The sequence below is a fragment of the Agrobacterium sp. LAD9 genome, assembly GCF_003031125.1.
Taxonomy (GTDB): domain Bacteria; phylum Pseudomonadota; class Alphaproteobacteria; order Rhizobiales; family Rhizobiaceae; genus Agrobacterium; species Agrobacterium radiobacter.
Map to the genome: position 1 here is coordinate 156,260 of NZ_PHGS01000015.1, position 23,597 is coordinate 179,856.

Sequence of the window (23,597 nt, forward strand, 5' to 3'; positions counted from 1 at the left end):
GCCATCGCAATTCACTCCGCCGCAATCATCAGAGTTTCAAGCGCGATGGAAAGCCGGCCGTCGAGATTGCGGACGGGGATAGTCTTCACCTCACCCTCATCCGCCCCCAAGGCCTTGCCGGTTTCCAGCGAAATCACCCAATTGTGCAACGGACACGTCACCGAAGCCCCGTGCACGATGCCCTGAGACAGCGGCCCGCCCTTGTGCGGGCAGTGATCCTCGATGGCGAAGACCTGATTTTCCGCCGTGCGGAATACGGCGATCTTGCCCATCGGCGTTTTCACGCAACGCGCACCACGCAGCGGGATGTCGGAGATGTCGCCAATATCAATCCAGTTGCTGTCCATCGTTCTCACTCCGCCGCTTCACTGAAACCGATTGCCGCCATGGGCCTGAACTCATGCTTGTCGTGGCCGGATACACGTTCGGACCATGGATCAACCTGCGCGAATTTCTGGCTGAAGACGAAGCGGTCGAAATAGCCCTTGCGCTTTTCAGCATCGTCCATGATCTGGCGACGGACTTCGTCGTAGCCGATACGCTTGGCCCATTTGTAGATGCGCTCGAGGTAACGCGCCTGTTCGCGGTACATCTGGGTCAGCGCCACGATATGCTCCAGCGCCTCATCCTCGGTCCTCACGAGACCGAGCACTTCCGTGCCCTTGATATCGAGACCGGCGGCACCGGCGAAATGGATTTCAAAACCGGAATCGACGCAGATGACGCCGATATCCTTGCAGGTGGCCTCCGCACAGTTGCGCGGACAGCCCGAGACGGCGAGCTTAAGCTTGGCGGGCGTCCATGAGCCCCACATGAATTTTTCGATGCGGATGCCTAGACCGGTGGAATCCTGCGTGCCGAAACGGCACCATTGCTGGCCGACGCAGGTCTTCACTGTGCGCAGGCCTTTGGCATAGGCCTGACCGGAGATAAAACCGGCCTTGCCAAGATCGGCCCAGACCGCCGGCAAATCCTCCTTCTCGATACCGAGAAGATCGATGCGCTGGCCGCCAGTCACCTTCACCATCGGGATTTCAAACTTGTCGACCACATCCGCAATTGCCCGGAGCTCAGAGGAAGAGGTGACGCCGCCCCACATGCGCGGGACGACGGAATAGGTGCCGTCCTTCTGGATATTGGCGTGAACGCGCTCATTGATATAACGCGACTGATAATCGTCGGCATATTCATCCGGAAAGTCGCAGACGAGGTAATAATTGAGCGCCGGCCGGCACTTGGCGCAGCCGCAGGAGGTTTTCCATTCCAGCTCCTGCATCACGGCAGGAATGGTCTTCAGACCCTTGGCCTTGATCAGGCGGCGCACATCGTCATGGCCGAGATCGGTGCATTTGCACATGGGCTGCACGGCGGCGGGATTGTAGCTGTCGCCCAGCGTTATCGTCATCAACTGCTCGACAAGACCGGTGCAATTACCGCAGGAGGCGGACGCCTTGGTGTGGGCACGCACATCGTCCAGCGAGGTCAGCCCTTTGGAAGTTATAACCGAAGTGATCTTGCCCTTGCAGACGCCGTTGCAGCCGCAGATTTCCGCATCATCCGGCAAGGCTGCAACGGCCGCCATAGGGTCCAGCGGAGACCCTCCCTGATAGGCCTGGCCGAAGATAAGGGTTTCGCGCATGGTGGAGATATCGGTCGATTTCTTCATCAGGTCGAAGAACCACGACCCATCCGCCGTCTCGCCGTAAAGCACCGCGCCAATGATGCGGTTTTCCTTGAGAATGAGACGCTTGTATACGCCGGCGGTGGCATCGCGCAGCACGATTTCCTCGCGGTCATCGCCTTCGGCGAAGTCGCCGGCGGAAAACAGGTTGATGCCTGTCACCTTCAGCTTCGTATTGGTGACAGAGCCGTGATATTCGGCCGAACCGCCGCAAAGCCGGTCAGCCAGCACGCGGGCCGATTCATAAAGCGGCGCAACGAGGCCATAACACATGCCGCGATGCTCGGCGCATTCGCCGAGCGCGTAGATCGAGGCGTCCGACGTCATCATGCCGTCATCCACCACGATGCCGCGATTGACAGCGATGCCGGCTTCCTTGGCGAGACCCGAGGCCGGGCGGATACCGACCGCCATCACCACCATATCGCCCTTGATGATCCGGCCGTCCTCGAGCTCGATGCCCTCGACCTTGTCCTCACCGAGAATGCACTTGGTGTTGGCCTTGGTGATGATGTCGATGCCGCGCTCGTTCAGCGCCTTTTCTAGGAGATAGGCCGCTGCCGGATCGAGCTGACGCTCCATGATCGTCGGCATCAGATGGATGACGGTGACATCCATGCCCTGACGCTTCAGCCCGTAAGCCGCCTCCAGCCCGAGAAGACCCGCACCGATGACGATGGCGCGGCCTTTGCCTTCAGCGATTTCCAGCATCTTCGTCACATCGTCGAGATCGCGATAGGCGAGCACGCCGGGTAATTGATGACCGGGAACGGGAATGATGAAGGGCAGGGAACCGGTGGCGATCACCAGCCTGTCGTAAGAGGCCGTGATGCCGTTTTCGCTGGTCACGGTTTTCTTGTCACGGTCGATGCCGGTGACTTTCGCGCCCTTGTGCAGCGTCACATTATTAGCCGCATACCATTCGTCATTATGAATGACGATGTCCTCATAGCTCTTTTCGCCTGAGAGTACCGGCGAGAGCATGATGCGGTCGTAATTGACGCGCGGTTCGGCGTTGAAAATCGTGACGTCGTAAAGGCCGGGGGCGGTTTCGAACAGGTTCTCCAGCATGCGCCCCGGCGCCATGCCATTGCCGATGATGACGAGTTTTTGCGCCATAGTCGTTACTCCGCGGCTTCGACGAAGCGGTGACGTTCGTAAAGGAACTTCAGCACGGCTTCGCGGCATTTGAGGTAGGTCTTGTCGGAGGCAAGCTCGATGCGGTTGCGCGGGCGTGCCAGCGGCACGTCAAGCACCTCGCCGATATGGGCGGCGGGCCCGTTGGTCATCATCACGATGCGGTCGGAAAGCAGCACCGCCTCGTCCACATCATGGGTGATCATGACCATGGTGTTGCCGAGACGGGCGTGAATTTCCATCACCGCGTCCTGAAGATGAGCGCGGGTCAGCGCGTCCAGCGCGCCGAAGGGCTCATCCAGCAGCAGGATTTTCGGCTCCATGGCGAGCGCGCGGGCAATGCCGACGCGCTGTTTCATGCCGCCGGAAATTTCCGAAGGTTTCTTGTCCTTGGCATGGGCCATCTGCACGAGATCGAGATTGCGCATGACCCAGTCATGCCGCTCGGCGCGGGTCTTGGTGTTGCGGAAGACCTTTTCCACGGCAAGATTGACGTTTTCATAGACCGAAAGCCAGGGCAGCAGGCTGTGGTTCTGGAACACGACGGCGCGTTCAGGCCCGGGTTCATTGACCTCCCGGTTTTCGAGAAGCACCGCACCGGCGGAGACTTTCGTCAGCCCGGCGATGAGGTTGAGCATGGTGGACTTGCCGCAGCCGGAATGGCCGATGACCGAGACGAATTCACCTTTTTCGATGGTGAGGTTGATGCCTTTCAGCACCTCGGCGCGCGAGCCGCCCTTGTCGAAATATTTGTCGATATGATCGAGCTTCAGATAAGCGTTCATAATATTGGCCCTCTCAATTCGCCGCAGCGCCGCGGGTGATGACCTTGCCAAGCGCCGCCACGAGCTTGTCGAGCATGAAGCCGACAACGCCGATGTAGGCGAGCGCCACGATAATGTCGGGCAGGCGCGAGGAATTCCACGCATCCCAGATGAAGAAGCCGATGCCGACGCCGCCGGTCAGCATTTCCGCAGCCACGATGGCGAGCCACGAAAGACCGATGCCGATGCGCAGGCCGGTGAAGATGTAAGGAGCGGCCGACGGCAGCATGATTTTGAAGAAGAATTCGAGCTGGTTGAGCCGCAGCACCTGCGCGACATTGCGGTAATCCTGCGGAATATTGCGTACGCCAACCGCCGTATTGATGATGACCGGCCAGATGGAGGTGATGAAAATCACGAAAATGGCCGATGGATTGCTGTCCTGAAAGGCAGCCAGCGAAAGCGGCAGCCAGGCGAGCGGCGGCACGGTGCGCAGCACCTGAAAGATCGGATCAAGGCCGCGCATGGCCCAGACCGACTGGCCGATCACCGCACCGAGGATGATGCCGGCAATGGCGGCGAGGCCGAAACCATAGGCCACACGCTCAAGCGAGACCAGAACGCGCAGCCCAAGGCCGATATCCTGCGAACCATTCTGGAAAAACGGCGATACGATGAGATCGTAGCTTTCCTCGAAGACCTGGCTAGGCGGCGGCAGCGAGGAGCCGGGCGCGGAACAGAGCAGCTGCCAGACGCCGAGCAGCATGGCGAGAACGACAAGCGGCGGTATGATGTTACGAGCCGCCGCAGCACCCCATTTGCGCAGATCGATCCGCGGCGACTGTTTCGGTGCAAGCGCCACGACGTTTGCCTTCTGCGCCACCGGCTGCTGCGGCTCTTCGTTGAATTTTCGGGCCAATGCGGACATGGGCATTTCCTCTTGATTTCGGTTGCGGTCTGGGCTCGCCCCTCATCCGGTCTTCAGCAGCGCCGGTTGGGCAGAGCTGCTGGCGGATGAGGAGCGACGCCCGGGTCTCCTCCTCAGGAGGCCGCCTTGATGGACAGACTTTCGAGATAGGCGGATGGATTTTCAGGATCGAACACCTTGCCATCGAAGAAGGTTTCCTTACCGCGCGAGGTGGAAGCGGGAAGATCCGCAACGCCGAGATCCTTGGCCGCCGCGCGCCAGATATCCTCGCGGTTTACCTTCTCCACCAGCGCTTTCACGTCCGTATCGGGCGCGAATTTGCCCCAGCGGATGTTTTCCGCGATGAACCAGCTGTCATGGCTGCGGAAGGGATAGGACGCATGGTCCTGCCAGAACTTCATCTGCAGACCGGTATTTTCGAGCACGCGGCCGTTGCCGTAATTGATATTGCCCTTGAGGCGTCCAAGAACGTCCTTCGGCGGCACGTTGAACCATTGGCGCTTGCCGAGGATGGTGGACATCTCCTCCTTATTGGCCATTTCATCGCACCATTGCTGCGCTTCCATCACGGCCATCAACAGCGCCTTGGTGGCATTGGGGTTCTTTTCCACCCAGTCGGCGCGCATGCCGAGCGCCTTTTCCGGATGGCCCTTCCAGAGCTCTCCGGTGGTACAGGCAGTAAAGCCGATGCCCTGATTGACGAGCTGTTCATTCCACGGCTCGCCCACACAGAAGACGTCCATATTGCCGACCTTCATGTTGGCAACCATCTGCGGCGGCGGAACGACGATGGTGGAGACGTCCTTGTCCGGATCGATGCCGCCAGCGGCGAGCCAGTAGCGGATCCAGAGATCATGGGTGCCGCCGGGGAAGGTCATCGCGGCCTTGATTTCCTTGCCTTCGGCCTTCTTCTTCTCGAAAGCAGCCTTCAATTTGGAAGCATCGAGCTGAACGCCGGTTTCGGCATATTCCTTGGCGACGGAAATGCCCTGGCTGTCGAGGTTGAGGCGGGCGAGGATGGTCATCGGCACCGGCACATTATTCTGGGTCACCTTGCCGGTGTGCATGAGATAGGGCATCGGCGTCAGAATATGCGCGCCATCAATGCCGTTGGATGCGCCACCAAGCACGAGATTGTCGCGCGTCGCGCCCCAGGAGGCCTGCTTCAGAACCTCGACATCAGGCATGCCATGCTTGGCGAACAGCCCCTTTTCCGCCGCGATGATGAGCGGGGCGGCATCGGTCAGCGCGATAAAGCCGATTTTCGCACCTTTTACTTCCGGCTCGGCGGTGGCTGCGAAAGCACCCGATGGAAAGGCCACGCGCACGGCGCTGACAAGGGCTGCGGTGGCGGTCGTCTTCAGTATCGTGCGGCGGCTGACAGCGCCGGAGAATATCTTTTTCATTCGCATGTTCCCCTTATTGGGCCACCTCTGCGGGTGACGTTTTCGCTTGCGAAAAAACCTGAAAATAAAAAACGCCGCTCGGTGTTTGCACCGGCGGAACGGGAGGTGTTCCGGGCAGCAAAACCTTGCGACGTCTGTGTCTTTGAAAGCGCCTATGCCGCGCCCTGCTTGCCCCGATCGCCGTTGACCGGTGCACAAGATGAGAAGCAAGAGGCGTGCCAGTTTATCGAAACTGGGTCATAACACTGAAAATAAAGGGGTATTTTGGGAGACCAATTTGCTGATTAAATTTTAATCAGCGCGTTTTTTGTCTTCCATTTGTGCAAATAGAAGAATTCCGCGCTTGAAATTTGCGCAGCCTGCCAAGCATGACGCCGCTTATGCCTCTCCTGAAGCCGAAGAAAAAGGCGCTGATGTGCGCACGGAAAAGCCGTTCACATAGCCCTCGATGTCGGCGGGATCGAACACGAGGCCGTCCACGAAACGGTCCTGCTCTTCCTGCCCTTCGATGCGGATATCGGCATCATCGGGTGCATTGGCGTCTCCCAGCGCCGCCCGGTAGATATCCGGACGGTAGGCAGATAAGGCGGCTTCCACGCCCCCTCGCGAAAATTCGGCCTGCCCCCAGCGGATCATCTGGCTGTAAATCCACAATGCCTGGCTCTGGCGCGGATAATTGGCGTGACCGCCGTGGAAGATGAAATAATCGTCGATCACCCGGCGGTTGCCCTTGCTGTCGATGCTGAATTCACCGGCAAGCACACGGCGGATGATACCCTCAGGCGCGCCGATATAACGGGGATCGGCGAGTGCACAGCTCAGTTGGTCGTGATTTTCGGCAAGGTCACACCAGCGTGCGGCAGCATCGAGCGCCGTCAGAAGCCGACCGACCGTTTCCTGCTGGTTTTCCGCCCATTCCGGTCGCATGCCGATGACCTTTTCCGGCGCAGAAGGCCACAGGTCCTGCTTGGCGGCAACGATCCGGCCAACACCGCGCTCGGCGGCGACGATGTTCCAAGGCGCTCCGACGCAGAAACCGTCGATAGCCCCTGCGGCCAACGCGTCCGACGTCAATGGCGGCGGCACCACCACAAGCTTGACGTCGTGATCGGGGTGAATGCCACCGGCGGCGAGCCAATAGCGGAATTCGTAATTATGCGATGAAAACGGATAGGTCATGCCGAGTGTCGGCGGCGGTTCGCCGCGCGCCCGCATATCATCGAGTACCCGCTTCAACGCTTCGGCATTTTCGAGTGCGCCCGCCATTTCGGAAAGCCCTGTCAAGGCCTTCATCCGGGCAAACAGGCGGGTCGAAAGCGTGATCGCATTGCCGCCGCGTCCGAGCGAAAAAGGCGTGATCGTCGGCGACGGGTTGGAACCGAGCCCGAGCATGGAGGCGACGGGCATCGGCGACAGCATATGGGCGATATCGAATTGCCGGAACGCCAGCCGGTCGCGCACATTCGCCCAGGAGACATCCTTGACGAGATCGAGCGAAAGGCCTTCGCGTTCGGCAAAACCGAATTCGGCAGCGGCGATCAGGACGGATGCATCGACAAGCGGGATAAAGCCGGCACGCAGGATTTTCTGCCGGTCGCTGCCGACGATTGCCGGCGCGCCCGGGGCTTTCGTTACTCCGCTGTCTGATCCGGCCGTTTTTTCCGGTGCCGCCATATCATGCACTCCTTGACTGTCCGACCGGCGGTTCGTCACATCAACAAACCAGCCGCGGTGACCACGCTTTGCGCGATCTCGGAAATCTTCTTTTTCTCATTCATCGCCGTCTGGCGCAGAAGCGCAAAGGCCTCCTCTTCGGAAAGGCCGCGCATCTTCATCAATATGCCCTTGGCGCGCTCGATGACCTTGCGCTCCTCCAGCGCCGATTTGGCATCGGCGAGTTCCCGCTGCAATCGGCTGAAAGCATTGAAGCGGCTGACCGCCATATCGAGAATGGGCTTGACCCGCTCCTTCTTCAGCCCGTCCACCACATAGGCGGAAACGCCCGCCTCGACGGCAGCCTCGATGGAGGCCGTATCGGAGCGATCGACGAACATGGCAATAGGCCGGCCGACCGTGCGGGTGAGCTGGAACAGATGCTCCATCATGTCACGATTGGGATTTTCGAGATCGATGAAGATGACATCGGGCTGCAGCGTCTCGATGGTACGCGCGACCCCGTTCACCTCATGGATAACAGTGACGCGACTATAACCGGCTTCGCGCAGCCCCTCTTCAATGATGGAGGCGCGGATCGCGTTTTCGTCTAAAACGAGAATGGTCAGGTCGCGAAGCGTCATGTCAGCATTGATGACGCAGCGCAGCAAACTTGGCAATCGGCTGCGGATGCAAAAAATGGATGAAGCGACAAGGGCCGTTTTCTCCCCTGCCGCCCATCATATCAGGATGCGTGTTCGACGGCGCGTTCGAGCGCCTTCAAAACCGTCCGCTCGGAAAGATTGAGATAGATTTCCATCTCGTCGCCAGCCTCTTGCGCCTTTCCTTCTTCCATCAGCGATAAAATCTTGCTGTTCATGTCCACAAAGGGGGAATGAAGCTGTTCGGGATCCTTCAGCAAACCGAAACAAAGCCTGAGCTCAGCAGCGATACGCTCGTAAAAGTCGCTGAGACGGGCGCTGTCTAGAAGATCGACGACGGCGGCATGAAATTTCATGTTGGCGCTGCCCACGCCCAGCCAGTCGGCCTCGTCACGCTTGACCTTGGCATCTTCGACCGCTGCCCGCATCACTTTGATCGCGGGGTGCTTGTGCCAGGCCTGGCGCAGCGCGCCACATTCCACCATGCGCCGCACCCGATAGATATCGATGACCGAAGACATGGTGGGAACGGCGACAAACACGCCGCGATTGGCCTCGTGGCGCAACAGGCCGTCCTTGGTCAGAAGCCGGAAAGCTTCGCGCAGCGAATTGCGGGAGACGTCGAAACGTTCACTGAAGGCTGCCTCTGAAAGGCGCTGCCCCGGCATCAGCTCGCCTGATATCAGCAGGGTGCGGATACCCTTGGCCAATCGATCCGCAAGCGGCAGACCCTCTATCGTTTCCGTCATGACGCTCCTTTCCGTAAGAGCAATGCAGCATCGGGAATTCCGTGACAGGCATGTTCGGACACGGCATGATTGCCCATAGCACAAAGCATTAGCAAAGCACGAAAAAAACGTGATGAATTCCTGCGCATAACGTCCAACAAATGAACAGAATAAGAGAACGATTATTATTTATTGTTGAACAATATTGACAATTTCGCGGAACACGACAAGATCGGCCGCATAAAGCATCCGCGAGGGGCGGATTGCGATTGGAGCGGAGAAAATCCATGGAGCAGAACAAGCTCTCGCCCGCCGACCCTAACGAGGTTGCGCGCAAGGCGAAGAATCAGCGTTATGCCTTGCTTTCGGCAATGTTCCTGATGTCGATGTCGGCCGTCGGACCGGGCTTCATCACGCAGACGGCGAATTTCACGGTGAAACTGGGCGCCGCATTCGCATTCGCCATCATTATTTCCATACTGATCGACTTCGTCGTGCAGGCCAATATCTGGCGCATCGTCACCATCACCCGCATGCGCGCGCCGGCGATTGCCAATGCCGCCATTCCGGGCTCGGGTTATCTGCTCGCCATTCTCGTCATCATCGGCGGCCTGTTCTTCAACATCGGTAATATCGGCGGCGCTGGCCTCGGCTTCAACGCCATGATCGATCTCGACCCGAAGATCGGTGGCGCGATCGGCGCGCTGGCGGCCATCGGCATCTTCCTGTCGCGCCGGGCGGGCATCGCCATGGACCGCGTCGTTTTCGTGGCCGCCTTCGTCAAACTCGCGCTGATCGTTTATGCGGCTTACGTCTCCGGCCCGCCCGTGGCGGAAGCCTTCCGCCAGACCTTCCTGCCCGATACCATCGATTTCGTCACCATCACCACCATCGTCGGCGGCACGGTTGGCGGTTATATCACCTATGCTGGCGCACATCGCCTGCTGGACAAGGGCATGGTGGGCGTTGAAAATATCAACGCGGTCAATCGTGCGGCGCTAAGCGGCATCGCGATTACCGGCGTGCTGCGCTACATCCTGTTCCTTGCCATCCTCGGTGTCGTCGCCAGCGGCGTGGTCATCGATCTCTCCGGCAAGGCGGCAAACCCCGCCGGCCAGGCTTTCCATGCCGCCGCCGGCGATATCGGCTTCCGCCTGTTCGGCGCGGTCTTCCTCGCCTCGGCCATGACCAGCATCATTGGTGCGGCCTATACTTCCGTGTCGTTCCTGACGGCTTTCAAGCCTGACATAACGGAGCGCCAGCGAAACCTGGCAACCGTCGGCTTCATCGCCATTTCGCTGATCGCCTATGTCATCATCACCACACCACCTGCAGCCATGCTCGTCTTCGTCGGCGGCCTCAACGGTCTCGTTCTGCCGATCGGCCTTTCGATCTTCATGTATGCAGCCTGGAAACGCGCGGACCTGATGCACGGTTATCACTACCCGCGCTGGTTGCTGGTGCTTGGCGTGCTGACCTGCGCACTCACCTGGTATATGGCCTATAAGTCGGCGGGCGCTATCTTCGCCCTGCTCGGCTACTGATAAATTCAAGGGAGGCAAACATGGCCGCTATCGATCTCAACAGCGATCTTGGCGAAAGTTACGGCGCGTGGCGCATGGGTGACGACGAGGCGATGCTCGCCATCGTCTCCAGCGCCAACATCGCCTGCGGATTTCACGCAGGTGATCCGGCCGGCATCTACCGCACCGTCAAGGCCGCTGCCGAAAAAGGCGTGGTTGTCGGCGCCCATGTCTCCTATCCGGACCGCGTCGGCTTCGGCCGCCGTGATCTGGACGCGACCTCGGAAGAGCTGATTGCAGATGTCATCTATCAGATCGGCGCGCTGAAAGGCGTCGCCGCCGCTGCCGGCACCACGGTGCGTTACGTCAAACCGCATGGCGCGCTCTACAACCGCATCGCCAATGACGCGAAACAGGGGCAGGCCGTTATCGACGGCATCAAGGCGATAGACTCGTCGCTGGTATTGATGGGTCTTGCAAATGCCCCCATCCTCGATCTCGCCCGCAAGTCCGGTCTTGCCGTCGTTGCCGAAGCCTTTGCGGATCGTGCCTATACGCCTCAGGGCCAGCTCGTTTCCCGCCGGGAAGCCGGTGCCGTATTGCATGACGCGGCAAAGATCGCCGACCGCATGGTGCAGCTCGCCCGCGAAGGCACGCTGGAGGCAATCGATGGCAGCATCATAAAAATCGAGGCGCAATCCATCTGCGTGCATGGCGACAGCCCCGGCGCGGTTGCCATCGCCCAGGAAATCCGCCGCCGTTTCGAGGCTGATGGCATCGACATCCGCTCCTTCGCATCCAATCGCTGAAAGGGTAGCCGATGACGATACCGACATCCTATCTCAACCACACGGACGCGGACGCCGCGCGAAAGGCCCGCGCCATCTATCGCGACGGCCTCGTCGCACCAACCTCTGGCATCGCACCCGGCTTCACGCAGGCGAACATGATCGTGCTGCCGCGCGACTGGGCCTTTGATTTCCTGCTTTATGCGCAGCGCAATCCCAAACCCTGCCCGGTGCTTGATGTCTCCGATCCCGGCTCGCCCACCACGCTTCTCGCACCCGGTGCCGATCTCAGAACTGATCTGCCGCTCTACCGCATCTGGCGGGACGGCAAGCTTGCCGAGGAAACGGCTGATGCCACCGCTGCCTGGGCTGAGCGTGACGATCTCGTCGCTTTCCTGATCGGCTGCAGCTTCACCTTTGAAACGCCGATGGTGGAAGCGGGCATCGAAATCCGCCACATGACCGACAAGAGTAATGTGCCAATGTATCTCACCAACCGGCCCTGCCGTCCGGCGGGTCGGCTGAAGGGCAATATGGTCGTTTCCATGCGGCCGATCCCGGCGTCGCGTGTTGCCGATGCGGCAACAATTTCGGGACGTTTTCCGGCGGTGCATGGCGCGCCCGTGCATGTCGGCGCGCCGGAAGAAATCGGCATCATCGATCTTGCCAAACCCGACTTCGGTGATGCAGTGCGGATCGAGCCGGGTGAGGTTCCGGTCTTCTGGGCCTGCGGTGTGACCCCTCAGGCCGCGGTCATGGCATCCGGCGTGCCTTTTGCGATCACCCATGCGCCGGGCCACATGTTCATCACCGATATTCCCGATTCCGCCTATCACGCGTGAGGATATGATGCGTTTTCTCCCCGTCAGCCTCACCACCATTCTTGTCGAACTTGCCGATCTCGATGAAACGCTGGCGCTTTTCGCCTCGCTTCAGAGTGATCCGGTTGAGGGCATCGAAGAGACGGTGCCGGCGGCCCGCACGTTGATGATCCGTTTCCGCCCCGAAAAGATCGGTGCGGAGACGCTGGCCGCGCAGCTCGCAAGCCGTGATCTTTCGGCGAAAATTGCACCTTCGGACAATCTCGTCGAAATCCCAGTCCATTATAATGGCGAGGACCTCGCCGATGTTGCCGAACTGACCGGCATGAGCATAGAAGAGGTCATCCGTCGCCACACCGAAAGCGAATTCACCGTGGCCTTCTGCGGTTTCGCCCCCGGTTTCGGTTATCTGGTCGGCGGCGATCCGGGCCTGCATGTGCCGCGCCGGCAAAGCCCGCGCACCCGCATTCCGGCCGGTTCAGTGGCATTGGCCGGAGCCTTCAGCGGCGTCTATCCGCAAAACAGCCCCGGCGGCTGGCAGATCATCGGCACGACGCCGGTGAAAATGTGGGATATTGACCGCGATCCCGGCGCACTTTTCCAGCCGGGTTACCGGGTGCGTTTCTTCGACATGAGCAAGGCCGGCAAGACGGTCGATATTCCCGTCTCGACACCGCGTAGCTCCCAAAAAGAACCGACAAAGGACGGCCCACATTTCGAGGTGCTCGCCGCACCCATGCCCGCCATCTTTCAGGATCTCGGTCGCTTCGGCCAGACCGGGCAGGGTGTATCGGCTTCCGGCGCCTTGGATCGTGGTGCGTTCAACGCCGCAAACCGCATCGTCGGCAATCCGGTTAATACGCCGTGCCTTGAACTGACGCTCGGCGGTTTTTCCTTCAGGAGCACAAGCCGCACTGTCATCGGCATTGCCGGTGCGCCCTGCCCCGTCACCATCAATACGGCGGAGAGCAGCTTCGCGGCAAAGACCGATGGCCCGGTATCCCTCGAACCCGGCGATGTCGTGACTTTCAGCCAGCCGCCGAAGGGCATGCGCTGTTATCTTGCGGTACGCGGCGGCTTTGATGTCGAGCCGGTACTCGGCAGTTTCGCAACCGACACGCTGGCTGTTGTCGGTCCCGAACCGGTGGGTGCTGGCGCCGTCCTTTCGCTCAAGGGTGAGACGTCCGGCCTCTCCAGCGTATCGATCAACGAAGTTCCGGCCTTCGAACCGCCGGCAACCGGTGAGGTCGTGACACTGGACGTCGTTCTCGGCCCCCGTACCGACTGGTTCACGCAGAAGGGTATCGAGACGCTGACCGGCCAGCTCTGGCAGGTCACGCCGCAATCGAACCGCGTCGGCATCCGCCTTGCCGGCGACGTGCCGGTGGAACGCAAGGACAGCGCCGAACTGCCGAGTGAAGGCACGGCGACAGGGGCGATCCAGATACCGCATAGCGGCCAACCGGTTCTCTTCCTTGCCGATCACCCGCTGACCGGCGGTTATCCCGTCATCGGCGCGGTGGCGGAATATCATCTCGATCTTGCCGGGCAGATCCCCGTCAACGCCAAAATCAAATTCCGCCCGATCGGCCCATTCGCCGAAATCGCGGCCAAGAACATAGAATTCCTAGGAGAAGAGCGATGAAAAAAGTGCTGATTGCCAATCGCGGCGAGATCGCGGTGCGCATCATCCGCGCATGTCGCGATTATGGCCTGCAATCGGTCGCCGTTTATGCCGATCCCGATCAGGATGCGCTTTTCGTCCGGCTGGCGGATGAAGCCTATGCGCTGGAAGGCGTGCGCCCGGCCGAGACCTATCTCGATATCACCAAGCTGATCGCGATTGCCAAACGTGCCGGCGCGGATGCCGTGCATCCCGGCTACGGCTTCCTGTCCGAGCGTGCTGAATTCGCGCAGGCCGTGCTTGATGCCGGCTTGATCTGGATCGGCCCTGACCCGCAGGTTATCGAAGCATTGGGCGACAAGGTCGAGGCGCGGCGCATCGCCACAGGCGTCGGCGCACCGCTGGTCGCCGGCAGCGACGGCCCGGTCTCTTCCGCCGCCGAAGTCACCGCCTTTGCCGAAGAACACGGCCTGCCCGTCGCCATCAAGGCAGCGCATGGCGGCGGTGGTCGCGGCCTGAAGGTTGCGTGGAAGATGGAAGAGATCGCCGATCTCTACGAATCCGCCGTGCGCGAGGCGACGGCCGCCTTCGGCCGCGGCGAGTGCTTCCTCGAACGTTTCCTTGACCGGCCGCGCCATATCGAGGCGCAGGTTCTCGCCGACAAGCACGGCAATGTGCTGGTACTCGGCACCCGCGACTGCTCGCTGCAGCGCCGGAACCAGAAACTGATCGAAGAAGCCCCTGCCCCCTTCCTGTCCGCCGAACAGCGTCAGAAAATCCACGCGGCCGCCAAGGCGATCTGCGCTGCCGCCGGTTATTCCGGCGCCGGCACCGTCGAATTCCTTCTCGGCGTCGACGGCACGATTTCTTTCCTCGAGGTCAATACGCGCCTGCAGGTGGAACATCCGGTTACCGAGGAGACCACAGGCATCGATCTCGTCATCGAACAGTTCCGCATTGCCGAAGGCCACAAGCTACGGGTGCTCGAAACGCCGGAGCCGCGTGGCCACTCCATGGAGTTCCGCATCAATGCCGAAGATCCCGGCCGGGGTTTCCTGCCCACACCCGGCTCGATCTCGGTTTTCGACGCACCTTCAGGTCCCGGGATTCGCGTGGATAGCGGTGTCGTCAGCGGCTCCAGCGTGCCTGGCGTATTCGACTCGCTGATGGCGAAGCTGATCGTCACCGGTGCCGACCGCGATCAGGTCCTGCGTCGCGCCCGCCGCGCGCTGAAGGAGTTCCGCATCGAAGGCATCGCCACGGTGCTACCATTTCATCGCGCCGCGATCGAAACCGAAGACTTCATCGGCACGGATGGGTTCAAGGTTCATACCCGCTGGATCGAGACCGATTTCGCCGCCATGCCGGATGCGATGGAACGACCGGCACCGGCCGACGACCCTTCCGTTACTCGCACTTTTCTGGAAATCGACGGCAAGCGCGTATCGGTTGGCCTGCCCAGCCTGCTGCTCTCCAGTCTCGGTGCGGTTAGCGGCAGCAGCGCGGCTGTTCCGGGCGCCGCCGCCACCAAGGAAAAGGAAGGTGAAATCCTCGCCCCGGTTTCCGGCACCTTGCAGTCCTTCAAGGTGGAAGACGGCGACACGGTTTCGCAAGGCGATCTTTTGGCCGTCATGGAAGCCATGAAGATGGAGACGCAGATTGTCGCCCCCAAGGCCGGCAAAGTCCGTCTGATCGTCAAGGAAGGCGACTATCTGCAGGCGGGCGCTGCTCTTCTCGACATAGCCGGCTAATATACGGACGGGCCATCAGGCCTCACAATTGCAGATCGCGCATCCCCGGCGGCGGAACCCTTTCGCCGCCGGGCCGTTTATGGCGCGACCTGCTAACTACTGTGAGGGAAATATGGCCGGACGCACCTTGCTTCAGTTCTTCCATTGGTATTATCCGGACGGAGGGAAATTATGGAGCGAGGTGGCCGAAAAGGCCGAAAGCCTTGCGAAAATGGGTATCACCGATGTTTGGCTGCCGCCCGCCTACAAGGGCGCCGCCGGTGGTTATTCGGTGGGTTATGACACCTACGATCTCTTCGACCTCGGCGAATTCGACCAGAAGGGCACCGTCGCCACCAAATATGGTGATCGCGCCGCGCTCGAACATGCCGGACGAACGCTGAAGGAAAACGGCATCCGCGTCATTCACGATGTCGTTCTCAATCATAAGATGGGTGCCGACGAGAAGGAAAAGGTGCGGGTTCGCCGCGTCAATCCTGAGGACCGACCCGAGATCGATGATGAAGACTTTCCGGCGCTTGCCTATACACGCTTCACCTTTCCCGGTCGCAACGGCAAACATTCCAAATTCATATGGGACCTGAAGTGCTTCAGCGGTGTCGACCATATCGAGGAACCGACCGAAGACGGCATTTTCCGCCTCGTCAACGAATATGGCGATGGGGAATGGAATGAGGAAGTCGATCAGGAAAACGGCAATTTCGACTATCTGATGGGTGCGGATGTCGAGTTCAGGAACCGGGCGGTTTACGAGGAACTCAAATATTGGGGCCGCTGGCTCTCCGAGCAGGTGCAGGTTGATGGCTTCCGCCTGGACGCCGCAAAACATATCCCGGCCTGGTTCTTCCGTGACTGGGTCGGCCATATGCGCGAAACGGTCGATCCGGATCTCTTCGTCGTGGCGGAATATTGGCACCCCGATCTCGAGGCGCTGAAAAGCTATCTCGAACTGGTCGACAAGCAGCTCATGCTTTTTGACGTCGCGCTTCACCACAGCTTCCATGACGCCTCGAAACAGGGCGGTGATTTCGACATGCGCAACATCTTCGATGGCTCGCTTGTCTCCGCCGTTCCCGACCACGCCGTCACGCTGGTCGATAATCACGACACCCAGCCGCTGCAATCGCTGGAAGCGCCGGTGGAACCCTGGTTCAAGCCTCTTGCCTATGCCATCATTCTGCTGCGCGAAGAGGGCGTGCCCTGCGTCTTTTATCCCGATCTGTTCGGCACCCGTTATACCGACACCGGAAATGACGGCAACGAACACGAGATCATCATTCCCGCCATCGAATGCCTGCCGAAACTCATCGAGGCCCGCAGCCTTTTCGCCAACGGAGCCCAGACGGATATTTTCGACGACCCGAGTTGCATTGCCTTTATTCGCCACGGCACCGCCGATGCGCCGGGCTGTGTGGTGGTGATGTCGAATGGCGAGCCGGCGGAAAAGCAGATCGATCTCGGTCCCGATCACGCCGGGGCGGTCTGGCGCGACTTTCTCGGGCACCGTGAAGAACATATTACCTTTGATGAGAGCGGCAAGGGCGTCTTTCCCACCAATGGCGGCAGCGTCAGCGTGTGGGTTCCAGCCGATTCCGAGTGAGGGACAATCGCCCCGTCCCGAAACTTCTGCTCACTCGGCGGACACGAGACGGCGCGGACCCGCGCCGTCATCGGCCAGAACATCATTCGGGTTGCGTAACGGACAATCATCCAGCGAAAGGCACCCGCAACCGATACAGCCGGTAAGCTGATCGCGCAGCATGATCAGGTTGTTGATGCGAAGCTGGAGCATTTCCCGCCAGGATTGGGAAAACCTGCGCCAATCGGCCGTCGTCGCTACCCTGTCTTGCGGCAGATCGGCCATCGCATCCCTGATGATGCTGAGCTGTATACCGGCCCGCTGCGCGATGCGGATGATGGCGATGCGCCTCAGAACGGCGCGATGATAACGACGTTGATTACCGGCGGTGCGCCAGCCCTCGATCAATCCTTTCGCCTCGTAAAAATGGATTGTGGAGACGGCAATACCGCTGCGACGGGCAACCTCCCCGACCGTCAGGCTGTGTTTAAATATGGTATTTTCCATTCTGGCTCCTGCTTCCGGACGATTTCCGCTCGGAAAACGCGGAAACACACTGAAGAGCAGCCGGTATAATTCCTCAACCATAGTTGAGGTCAATAGAAGAATGGTCAAAAAAAGAGGCGCCAGAAGGCGCCTCTGAATTTCGTGACTGTGTCCAGATCAGAACTTCGCTGTCATGCTGATCCAGAAACGTCGGCCTTCCATGACGGTGTTAAAATCGTCGGTGCCGACATCCTTGTCGAAGACATTGTAGACGGCGGCATTGAGGTCGACATTTTCGGCGACCGCGTATTTCGCCCCGATATCCAACGTGGTGTAGGCGTCATATTTGCGACCGGCCTTGCCATTGATCGTCACCGGCGTGCCATTCGTGCCGATGCGCGGGCCGGCGTTGATTTCCGATCCGTGGTAATTCAGCGAGGCCCAGGCTTCCAGACCATCGATCGGGGTCACCCAGTCGCCGCGTAGATTGGCCATATGCTCAGGTGTGCGCGCCAGCGGGAAACCTTCGTAGTCACCGGTTTTCTGTTCGGAATGCGTATAGGTATAGTTGCCGCGCAGCGTCAGTTCCGGCGTCGCATACCAGGTCGCCGTCAGTTCCACACCCTGAATGACCGCATCGTCGATGTTGTAGTTATACCAGAGACGATAGTTGCGGTCTTCGCTCCAGCGGGCCGGTGTTCCATCCGGATTGAGCACCAGCGCGTTGGAAATCTTGTCCTTGAAATCGGTGTAGAAATAGGTGGCACCGAGAGCAACATCGCCATTGTCCCAGAGGGCGGCGACTTCGTAGCTCGTACTCTTTTCCGCTTCGAGGTTGGGATCACCGATGATCACGCCGCAGGTGCCGCTTGGGCCATAGCTGCAGCCGCCGCCACCCGTCGTATAGGCGTAACCCGGCGCGATCTGGCGGATTTCCGGGGCGCGGAAACCGGTGGAAATGCCGCCCTTGATGGTCAGCTCTTCGGTCGCACTCCAGACGCCATAAAGGCGCGGGCTGAAGTGATTGCCATACTTCTCGTGATTATCGAGACGAAGACCGCCCGTCAGCGCGAAATTATCGACAATGCGCCATTCATCCTCAAGGAAGAGCGCCCATTGCGTCGCCGAAAATGTCTCATCGCGACCGGTGCGGCGTCCCGGATTCTGGTCCGTCAGCCGCGCCTCGAAATATTGTCCGCCCGTGACCAGCGTGTGGTTGCCGAACAATTCGAAGGGCGTGGTGAACTTGCCGTCGAGAACGGTATTGCGCACTTCCGGCGAGCGCGGGTTTTCGGTCACGCGGCCCGTGCGGATATTTCTGGTGAAGTTGGTGCGCTCCGCCCATTCCTGCTGGAACGAGAATTCGGATGTGGTCGGCCCCCAGCGGCCGGTATGCGACAGGGACCAATGGTCACGCGTATTGGTGTTGTAGGTGCCGTTGGCATCCGTCGCTGCCAGCGTCTCGCCGGGTTCGGCGTCGCGACGCAGCCGCGTCTTGCCGCCTTCGAGATAGATGTCATGATCTTCATTCGGCGTGAATGTCAGGCGGCCGTTGAAATCATATTCCCTGGCGCCTGTGGTGCCGTTCAGAATACCATCTTCGCCGCGCGTGAAGCCCCTGCCCCAGACCTGCAGGCCGAGCTGGTCCTTCAGGATCGGTCCGTTGGCATACCAGGAGACCTGACCGCTATTGCCGAATTTGGAATGTTGCTGAACCGTGCCTTCGGTCGTGACCGAGCCGGACCAGACATCGCCGACCTTGCGGGTGATGATGTTGATGACGCCGCCCATGGCATCCGAACCATAAAGCGAGGACATCGGCCCACGCACTACCTCGATGCGTTCGATCGCCGAAACCGGCGGCACGAAACTCTGTTCGAAGCCGGAATTGCCGTTTGTGCGGGCATCGCGTGTGCTCTGCCGCTTGCCGTCAACCAGAACCAGCGTGTAAGCGCCGGGCAATCCGCGAATGAAAATATCCTTTTCATTGGCAATGCCGGTGACGGACACGCCCTGAACTTCGCGCAATGCATCGGTCAGATCGCGGTAGGACCCTTTTTCCAGATCTTCCCGCGTGACAACCGTGATGCTGGCCGGAGCATCCTTCACATTCTGCTCGAAGCCGGATGCGGTGACCACAATCTGCTGAAGAACCGTGGTTCCCTCGGGGGCCTGCTGCGCGAAAGCCGGCATAGCAAGGCCCAAAGCCGTGCCCGCCATTGCTGCAGAAACACCGGTCTTTATTATTGTCGCAGCCCTGTTCTGACCGCGGTACTTCAATTCCATGTTACGCCCCCGCATTTAACTTGAGAATTTAACCCCACTTATTTAGGAGGGGGTGCGGGCGCAACGCGTTTGTTTTCGAACAGTTCTAAATTCCAGAAATTGCAAAAAGGGCTCCCCGAATAAGCGGCGGAGTAAAAAAATCGCAAGATGACAACCGGCAAGAGAAAAGAAGAACCAGCCTCCACGACAAAACCCGACAGGCTCGGACAACTGAAATTACTTGTCGCTTTTGATGCGTTGTTGCGGGAAGGCAGTGTAAGCCGGGCTGCGGCGGGCATGGGACTGCCGACATCTTCAATGAGCCGCATCCTGCAACAGCTCCGGGAAAGATACGGAGACCAACTTTTTTTGCGTACTGGCCAGGGCCTGCGCCCTACCCCCTTTGCGGAGAATATGCGGCTGCGCATTCGTTCGCTGGCGGCGGAGGCCGAAAACCTGATCGACTATTCGCAGGACAGACCGGAGGCGCCGGCCGCCTTCGATAAAAGCGGTTGGGAACAGCCGGTATTGATGAAGGCGCCGCCGCTTTCCCTTCGCCCCAGCGTTCTTCTGGAAGGCCAGCCGACACCGGAAAATATTGCCGACCGTCTCGCCCGCATTGGGCACAATGCCGATCCGCAGCACCGGCTTGCCAAATATATCGCGACCTCGGCAATGGGCATCGGCAACAGCCGACCGCTCGCCCAAGACGAGGCGATGGATGCGCTGTCGATCATTCTCGAGGGCGATGCCGATCCCATACAGATCGGCGCACTGCTCGCCACCATGCATTATCGCGGCGTGACCGCGGCCGAACTTGCCGGCTTCATCGAGGCCATGTGGCAACATATCGAAAGAGATCGGCAGCAGCCGGCGGCGGCGGATCTTGACTGGCCGGCCTACATGTCGCCGAAACATCGCGATGCGCCATGGTTCCTGCATTCAGCCCGCCTGGTTTCCATGGCGGGATACAGCGTTCTCTTGCACGGCCATGTGGGTCAGGGCGAAAACGGCGGCAAGCTTGAACTTGCCGCACAGGCCTGCGGCATTCCCCTTTGCCATTCGCTTTCACAGGCGGCCGAAGCCACATCCTCAGAACGTATCGCCTATCTGCCGATCGGTGGCCTGTCCCTGCAATTTCAGAGCCTGCTCGGCCTGCATGGCATTCTGGAGATGCGCCTGCCGCTCAACACGGTCGTCCATCTTCTCAACCCGCTTCGCGCCCGAAGCACTATCATCGGCGTGGCCCGGCCATCCTATCAGGAACTTCACCGGGACACAGCGCGGCTGCTTTCGGTGGAAAACCTCGCCATTCTCGGCAATACGCGGGATTTTGCGCAATTCACCCCTTTCCGCACCACCCGGATTTTTGGCCTTTCAAAGGGCAGGGATATCGAATTCCTCATTCCCGCCCGCGAGGCGCCGCCCGCCGAAATGCCGACCATGTTCACCACTTTCGAATATTGGCGGGCGGTCTGGACGGGGGCGGCGAGGGACGAAAGAGCCGAAACCATCATCATTTCCACCGCCGCCATCGCGCTGATGCTGGTCAATGATATGACTCTGCCCTTTGAGGAAGCCTATGCACGTAGCCTTCGGCTCTGGAACGACAGGGCGCGTAATCTGGCCAATGCGTGACTAGCCGTCAGGCATTGGTGCCTGCTTTTTTTAGCGCCAGATATTCCCAGAGGGCGACGAGCAGGAGAATTCCCGTGCTTGCCAGTTGCAGCACAAAAAGCGGAATACCCGGTACCGGCAAAAGCAGGCAGAGCGCCACCACGCCGGCAAAATGCGAAACCGGCCGCTGATAGGCGGCGGCAATCTTGACGCCGATATTGCCGGCCAGAAACAGGACGGGACCGCCGAGAATGGCGATGGCCTCCCGCATGGTCGCGCCTTCGCGCGCGTGGGAGAGGCTGAAATCCTCACCTACCGCCGTCAGGATAATGCCGGCTACAATGGGCAAGTGCCCGTAGTTAAAAAGATTATGGGCAATCTTCGCTTTTTCTTCGGCGTTCTCGGCTTTTCTCGAAGCCTCTTCCTGCCCGTGATGAAAATAGATCCACCACATCGCCACGGTGCTGACGAAAGCCGAGCAGAAGACGATGAATGTCAGACCAGAATTCATATATTCCGTGGCCGTGCGCCCCGTGGTGAGGATCGTTTCTCCTAGGCAGATGATGACGAAAAGCGCACATCGCTCCGCCAGATGCTCGCCGGAAAGATGCAGCCTGTCCTCGTCGCTTGAGGCCACGCCCGGCACGACATAACGGCAGGCGGGACCGGCATATTCTATTGCAAGCGCGATGCCCCACAGAAGAATGCGATCCGCCAGATCGACCAATCCACCGGCCAGCCAGAACAGGCTTGATACCGCGAGCCAGATCGTCACGCGCACAAATACCAGAAAAGACTGCCGGTCTTCATCCTTGAAAGCATACAGCGCAAAGAGGCTTCGCCCCACCTGCATCGCGCTGTAGATCAGGGCGAAGACAAGGCCCTGTTCCGCAAAAGCCTCCGGCAGCGCGATGGCGAGCAAAACGCCACCGAACATCAGGACAAACAGCAAAATCCTGACCGGTTCCTTTTCCGTGTTCAACAGGTTTGTGATCCAGGTGGTGTGTATCCATAGCCACCAAAGCGATAATATCAGGATGCCCGCCTCAAGCGCGGCCGTCGGCCCAAAATCTTTGGCGAGGGCGTGAGAGAGCTGGATCAGCGCGAAAACGAAGACCAGATCGAAGAACAATTCGGGGAAACTGGCTTTTCCGGCATCCTGCCCCTCCCGCCTTATCCAGCTTTCCCCATCCGCCTTGCGTGAATAAGTCTCGCCCTTGGCTCTCATGCCACCCCCGTCAGATGTTGGTTGTCGCGATACGTCCGCTCACCAATGGCCTCTCACCGTTGGGAAAAAATCTCTTCGCTGCCCGCTTCGACCGGGTTCAATTTTTGACCGGGAAACTCCAGCGCCCGCGCACTGTCGGGATAAAAACGCGGCCCGACCAGACGAACCTTTTTTCCCGACACGTCGGTGATGTAGTTCGGGACCAAGACCTTTGGCGGAAGTGGGGTGCTATCTGCCCTGGAAACCTCGAGCGTGCTGACCTCGATAGGTTGGGCAAATACCGGCAAGCCCGTCATAGTGGCGAGCGCGGCTGCGAGAAAAAATGATCTTGGAAACATGGGACGCATCCTGGCACAATTGTTTGCGCCATAAACCGCCCTCGCCCGCTTTGGTTCCGCCCCTTTCAGATGTCCTCATCGAGGTAGGAGCTATATTGGACATAGTCCGCGCTCGGTTGCCCATCGATGATTTCGGGCGGCCTACCTTGACCGCCGGGAAGATGGCCGGCGTTTTCGAGCTCCGCCCTCAGAAGCTTTTCAATGGCCCTGTCCCGGGGCAAAGCGTTGTCCGCCATATAGAGAGCGACGGAGAGTTCCATATCATCCGGAAAATTCATCGGCTCAGCCATCCGTTTAAGCAATGAAGCGCAAACGCGGGACCTTGCCGAAAGTTCAACATCGCCCGCCTCCACCCGAGGCCCATCGTCTTTCAAATGTGCATTCCCGTGGAACTCATCCCGGGTTTTTACAGCGGCCGGACACGCCTTTTATCCGGTGCTACACGCCCACTTTGACAGGTGATCGGTGCATACAGATTGCACTTTTCTGCCCTTGCCAGCGCTTTTCCGACGAAAAGTATGCCCGACTCAAGCGTTTGAAAGCAATCACGGAAAAACGCAAACGAAAGCTAATTCGGACTTAGTTTTCATTACCCTGCATTAACCATAGAAACCCCTT

At 59.5% G+C, this 23,597-nt stretch carries 20 protein-coding genes; 7 read left to right on the forward strand and 13 right to left on the reverse strand.

Annotated features, from left to right (window positions below; translation table 11 throughout):
• Positions 1-11: 11 nt before the first annotated feature.
• The 8 genes from nirD to DA915_RS17245 all read right to left on the reverse strand — a co-directional run bounded on the left by nirD (position 12) and on the right by DA915_RS17245 (position 8,980).
• Complete coding sequence (nirD, locus tag DA915_RS17210) at positions 12-347, reverse strand: nitrite reductase small subunit NirD (RefSeq protein ID WP_003505867.1); 336 nt, start codon at positions 345-347, stop codon at positions 12-14.
• A 5-nt stretch (positions 348-352) separates the two neighbouring features.
• On the reverse strand, positions 353-2,800 hold the full coding sequence (gene nirB / locus DA915_RS17215) for a nitrite reductase large subunit NirB (RefSeq protein WP_020812588.1): 2,448 nt from the start codon (positions 2,798-2,800) through the stop codon (positions 353-355).
• A gap of 5 nt (positions 2,801-2,805) precedes the next feature.
• Entirely contained in the window at positions 2,806-3,603 is a 798-nt protein-coding gene (locus tag DA915_RS17220; protein WP_035225183.1) for an ABC transporter ATP-binding protein, read from the reverse strand.
• Between the two features lie 13 nt (positions 3,604-3,616).
• The gene (ntrB, locus tag DA915_RS17225) at positions 3,617-4,510 is read right to left on the reverse strand and encodes a nitrate ABC transporter permease (RefSeq protein WP_003505862.1); all 894 of its coding nucleotides are present in this window, start codon (positions 4,508-4,510) and stop codon (positions 3,617-3,619) included.
• 113 nt (positions 4,511-4,623) lie between these two features.
• Positions 4,624-5,916, reverse strand: coding sequence for a CmpA/NrtA family ABC transporter substrate-binding protein (locus tag DA915_RS17230; RefSeq protein ID WP_003519750.1), 1,293 nt, complete (start codon positions 5,914-5,916; stop codon positions 4,624-4,626).
• Between the two features lie 378 nt (positions 5,917-6,294).
• Positions 6,295-7,590, reverse strand: a complete 1,296-nt coding sequence (locus tag DA915_RS17235) for a CmpA/NrtA family ABC transporter substrate-binding protein (RefSeq protein ID WP_107676710.1) — start codon at positions 7,588-7,590, stop codon at positions 6,295-6,297.
• A gap of 35 nt (positions 7,591-7,625) precedes the next feature.
• Positions 7,626-8,213: an ANTAR domain-containing response regulator gene (locus DA915_RS17240; RefSeq protein WP_003505855.1), complete on the reverse strand. Its 588-nt coding sequence runs from the start codon at positions 8,211-8,213 to the stop codon at positions 7,626-7,628.
• Between the two features lie 101 nt (positions 8,214-8,314).
• Entirely contained in the window at positions 8,315-8,980 is a 666-nt protein-coding gene (locus DA915_RS17245) for a GntR family transcriptional regulator (protein ID WP_107676711.1), read from the reverse strand.
• Between the two features lie 266 nt (positions 8,981-9,246).
• Between DA915_RS17245 and DA915_RS17250 the strand changes: the two genes are divergently transcribed.
• The 6 genes from DA915_RS17250 (at position 9,247) to amyA (ending at position 17,066) form a co-directional block, all read left to right on the forward strand.
• Positions 9,247-10,503 (forward strand): NRAMP family divalent metal transporter, encoded by a 1,257-nt coding sequence (locus DA915_RS17250; RefSeq protein ID WP_003505852.1) that lies wholly within the window; start codon positions 9,247-9,249, stop codon positions 10,501-10,503.
• A 20-nt stretch (positions 10,504-10,523) separates the two neighbouring features.
• Complete coding sequence (locus DA915_RS17255; RefSeq protein ID WP_003505845.1) at positions 10,524-11,291, forward strand: LamB/YcsF family protein; 768 nt, start codon at positions 10,524-10,526, stop codon at positions 11,289-11,291.
• An 11-nt stretch (positions 11,292-11,302) separates the two neighbouring features.
• On the forward strand, positions 11,303-12,112 hold the full coding sequence (locus tag DA915_RS17260) for a putative hydro-lyase (protein WP_003505842.1): 810 nt from the start codon (positions 11,303-11,305) through the stop codon (positions 12,110-12,112).
• A 7-nt stretch (positions 12,113-12,119) separates the two neighbouring features.
• Positions 12,120-13,736: a 5-oxoprolinase/urea amidolyase family protein gene (locus DA915_RS17265; RefSeq protein ID WP_107676712.1), complete on the forward strand. Its 1,617-nt coding sequence runs from the start codon at positions 12,120-12,122 to the stop codon at positions 13,734-13,736.
• Positions 13,733-15,466, forward strand: coding sequence for a biotin carboxylase N-terminal domain-containing protein (locus tag DA915_RS17270; protein ID WP_003505838.1), 1,734 nt, complete (start codon positions 13,733-13,735; stop codon positions 15,464-15,466). The genes DA915_RS17265 and DA915_RS17270 overlap by 4 nt, the downstream gene beginning before the upstream one ends.
• A gap of 112 nt (positions 15,467-15,578) precedes the next feature.
• The gene (gene amyA / locus DA915_RS17275) at positions 15,579-17,066 is read left to right on the forward strand and encodes an alpha-amylase (RefSeq protein WP_107676713.1); all 1,488 of its coding nucleotides are present in this window, start codon (positions 15,579-15,581) and stop codon (positions 17,064-17,066) included.
• 30 nt (positions 17,067-17,096) lie between these two features.
• Here the strand turns inward: amyA and soxR are convergent, their stop codons facing one another.
• Positions 17,097-17,552, reverse strand: coding sequence for a redox-sensitive transcriptional activator SoxR (gene soxR / locus DA915_RS17280; protein ID WP_003505833.1), 456 nt, complete (start codon positions 17,550-17,552; stop codon positions 17,097-17,099).
• A 156-nt stretch (positions 17,553-17,708) separates the two neighbouring features.
• Entirely contained in the window at positions 17,709-19,817 is a 2,109-nt protein-coding gene (locus DA915_RS17285; RefSeq protein WP_107676714.1) for a TonB-dependent siderophore receptor, read from the reverse strand.
• 147 nt (positions 19,818-19,964) lie between these two features.
• Here DA915_RS17285 and DA915_RS17290 point away from each other — a divergent pair, with 147 nt between their 5' ends.
• Positions 19,965-21,434, forward strand: a complete 1,470-nt coding sequence (locus tag DA915_RS17290) for a glycosyl transferase family protein (RefSeq protein WP_107676715.1) — start codon at positions 19,965-19,967, stop codon at positions 21,432-21,434.
• Between the two features lie 7 nt (positions 21,435-21,441).
• On the opposite strand, the gene DA915_RS17295 is transcribed toward DA915_RS17290, so the two are convergent.
• The 3 genes from DA915_RS17295 to DA915_RS17305 form a co-directional block, all read right to left on the reverse strand.
• Positions 21,442-22,641: a low temperature requirement protein A gene (locus DA915_RS17295; RefSeq protein WP_107676716.1), complete on the reverse strand. Its 1,200-nt coding sequence runs from the start codon at positions 22,639-22,641 to the stop codon at positions 21,442-21,444.
• A gap of 53 nt (positions 22,642-22,694) precedes the next feature.
• Positions 22,695-22,979 carry a hypothetical protein gene (locus DA915_RS17300; protein ID WP_107676730.1) on the reverse strand — a complete coding sequence of 95 codons (285 nt, stop codon included), beginning with the start codon at positions 22,977-22,979 and terminating at the stop codon, positions 22,695-22,697.
• 65 nt (positions 22,980-23,044) lie between these two features.
• Positions 23,045-23,257 (reverse strand): hypothetical protein, encoded by a 213-nt coding sequence (locus DA915_RS17305; RefSeq protein ID WP_003505824.1) that lies wholly within the window; start codon positions 23,255-23,257, stop codon positions 23,045-23,047.
• Between the last annotated feature and the right edge of the window lie 340 nt (positions 23,258-23,597).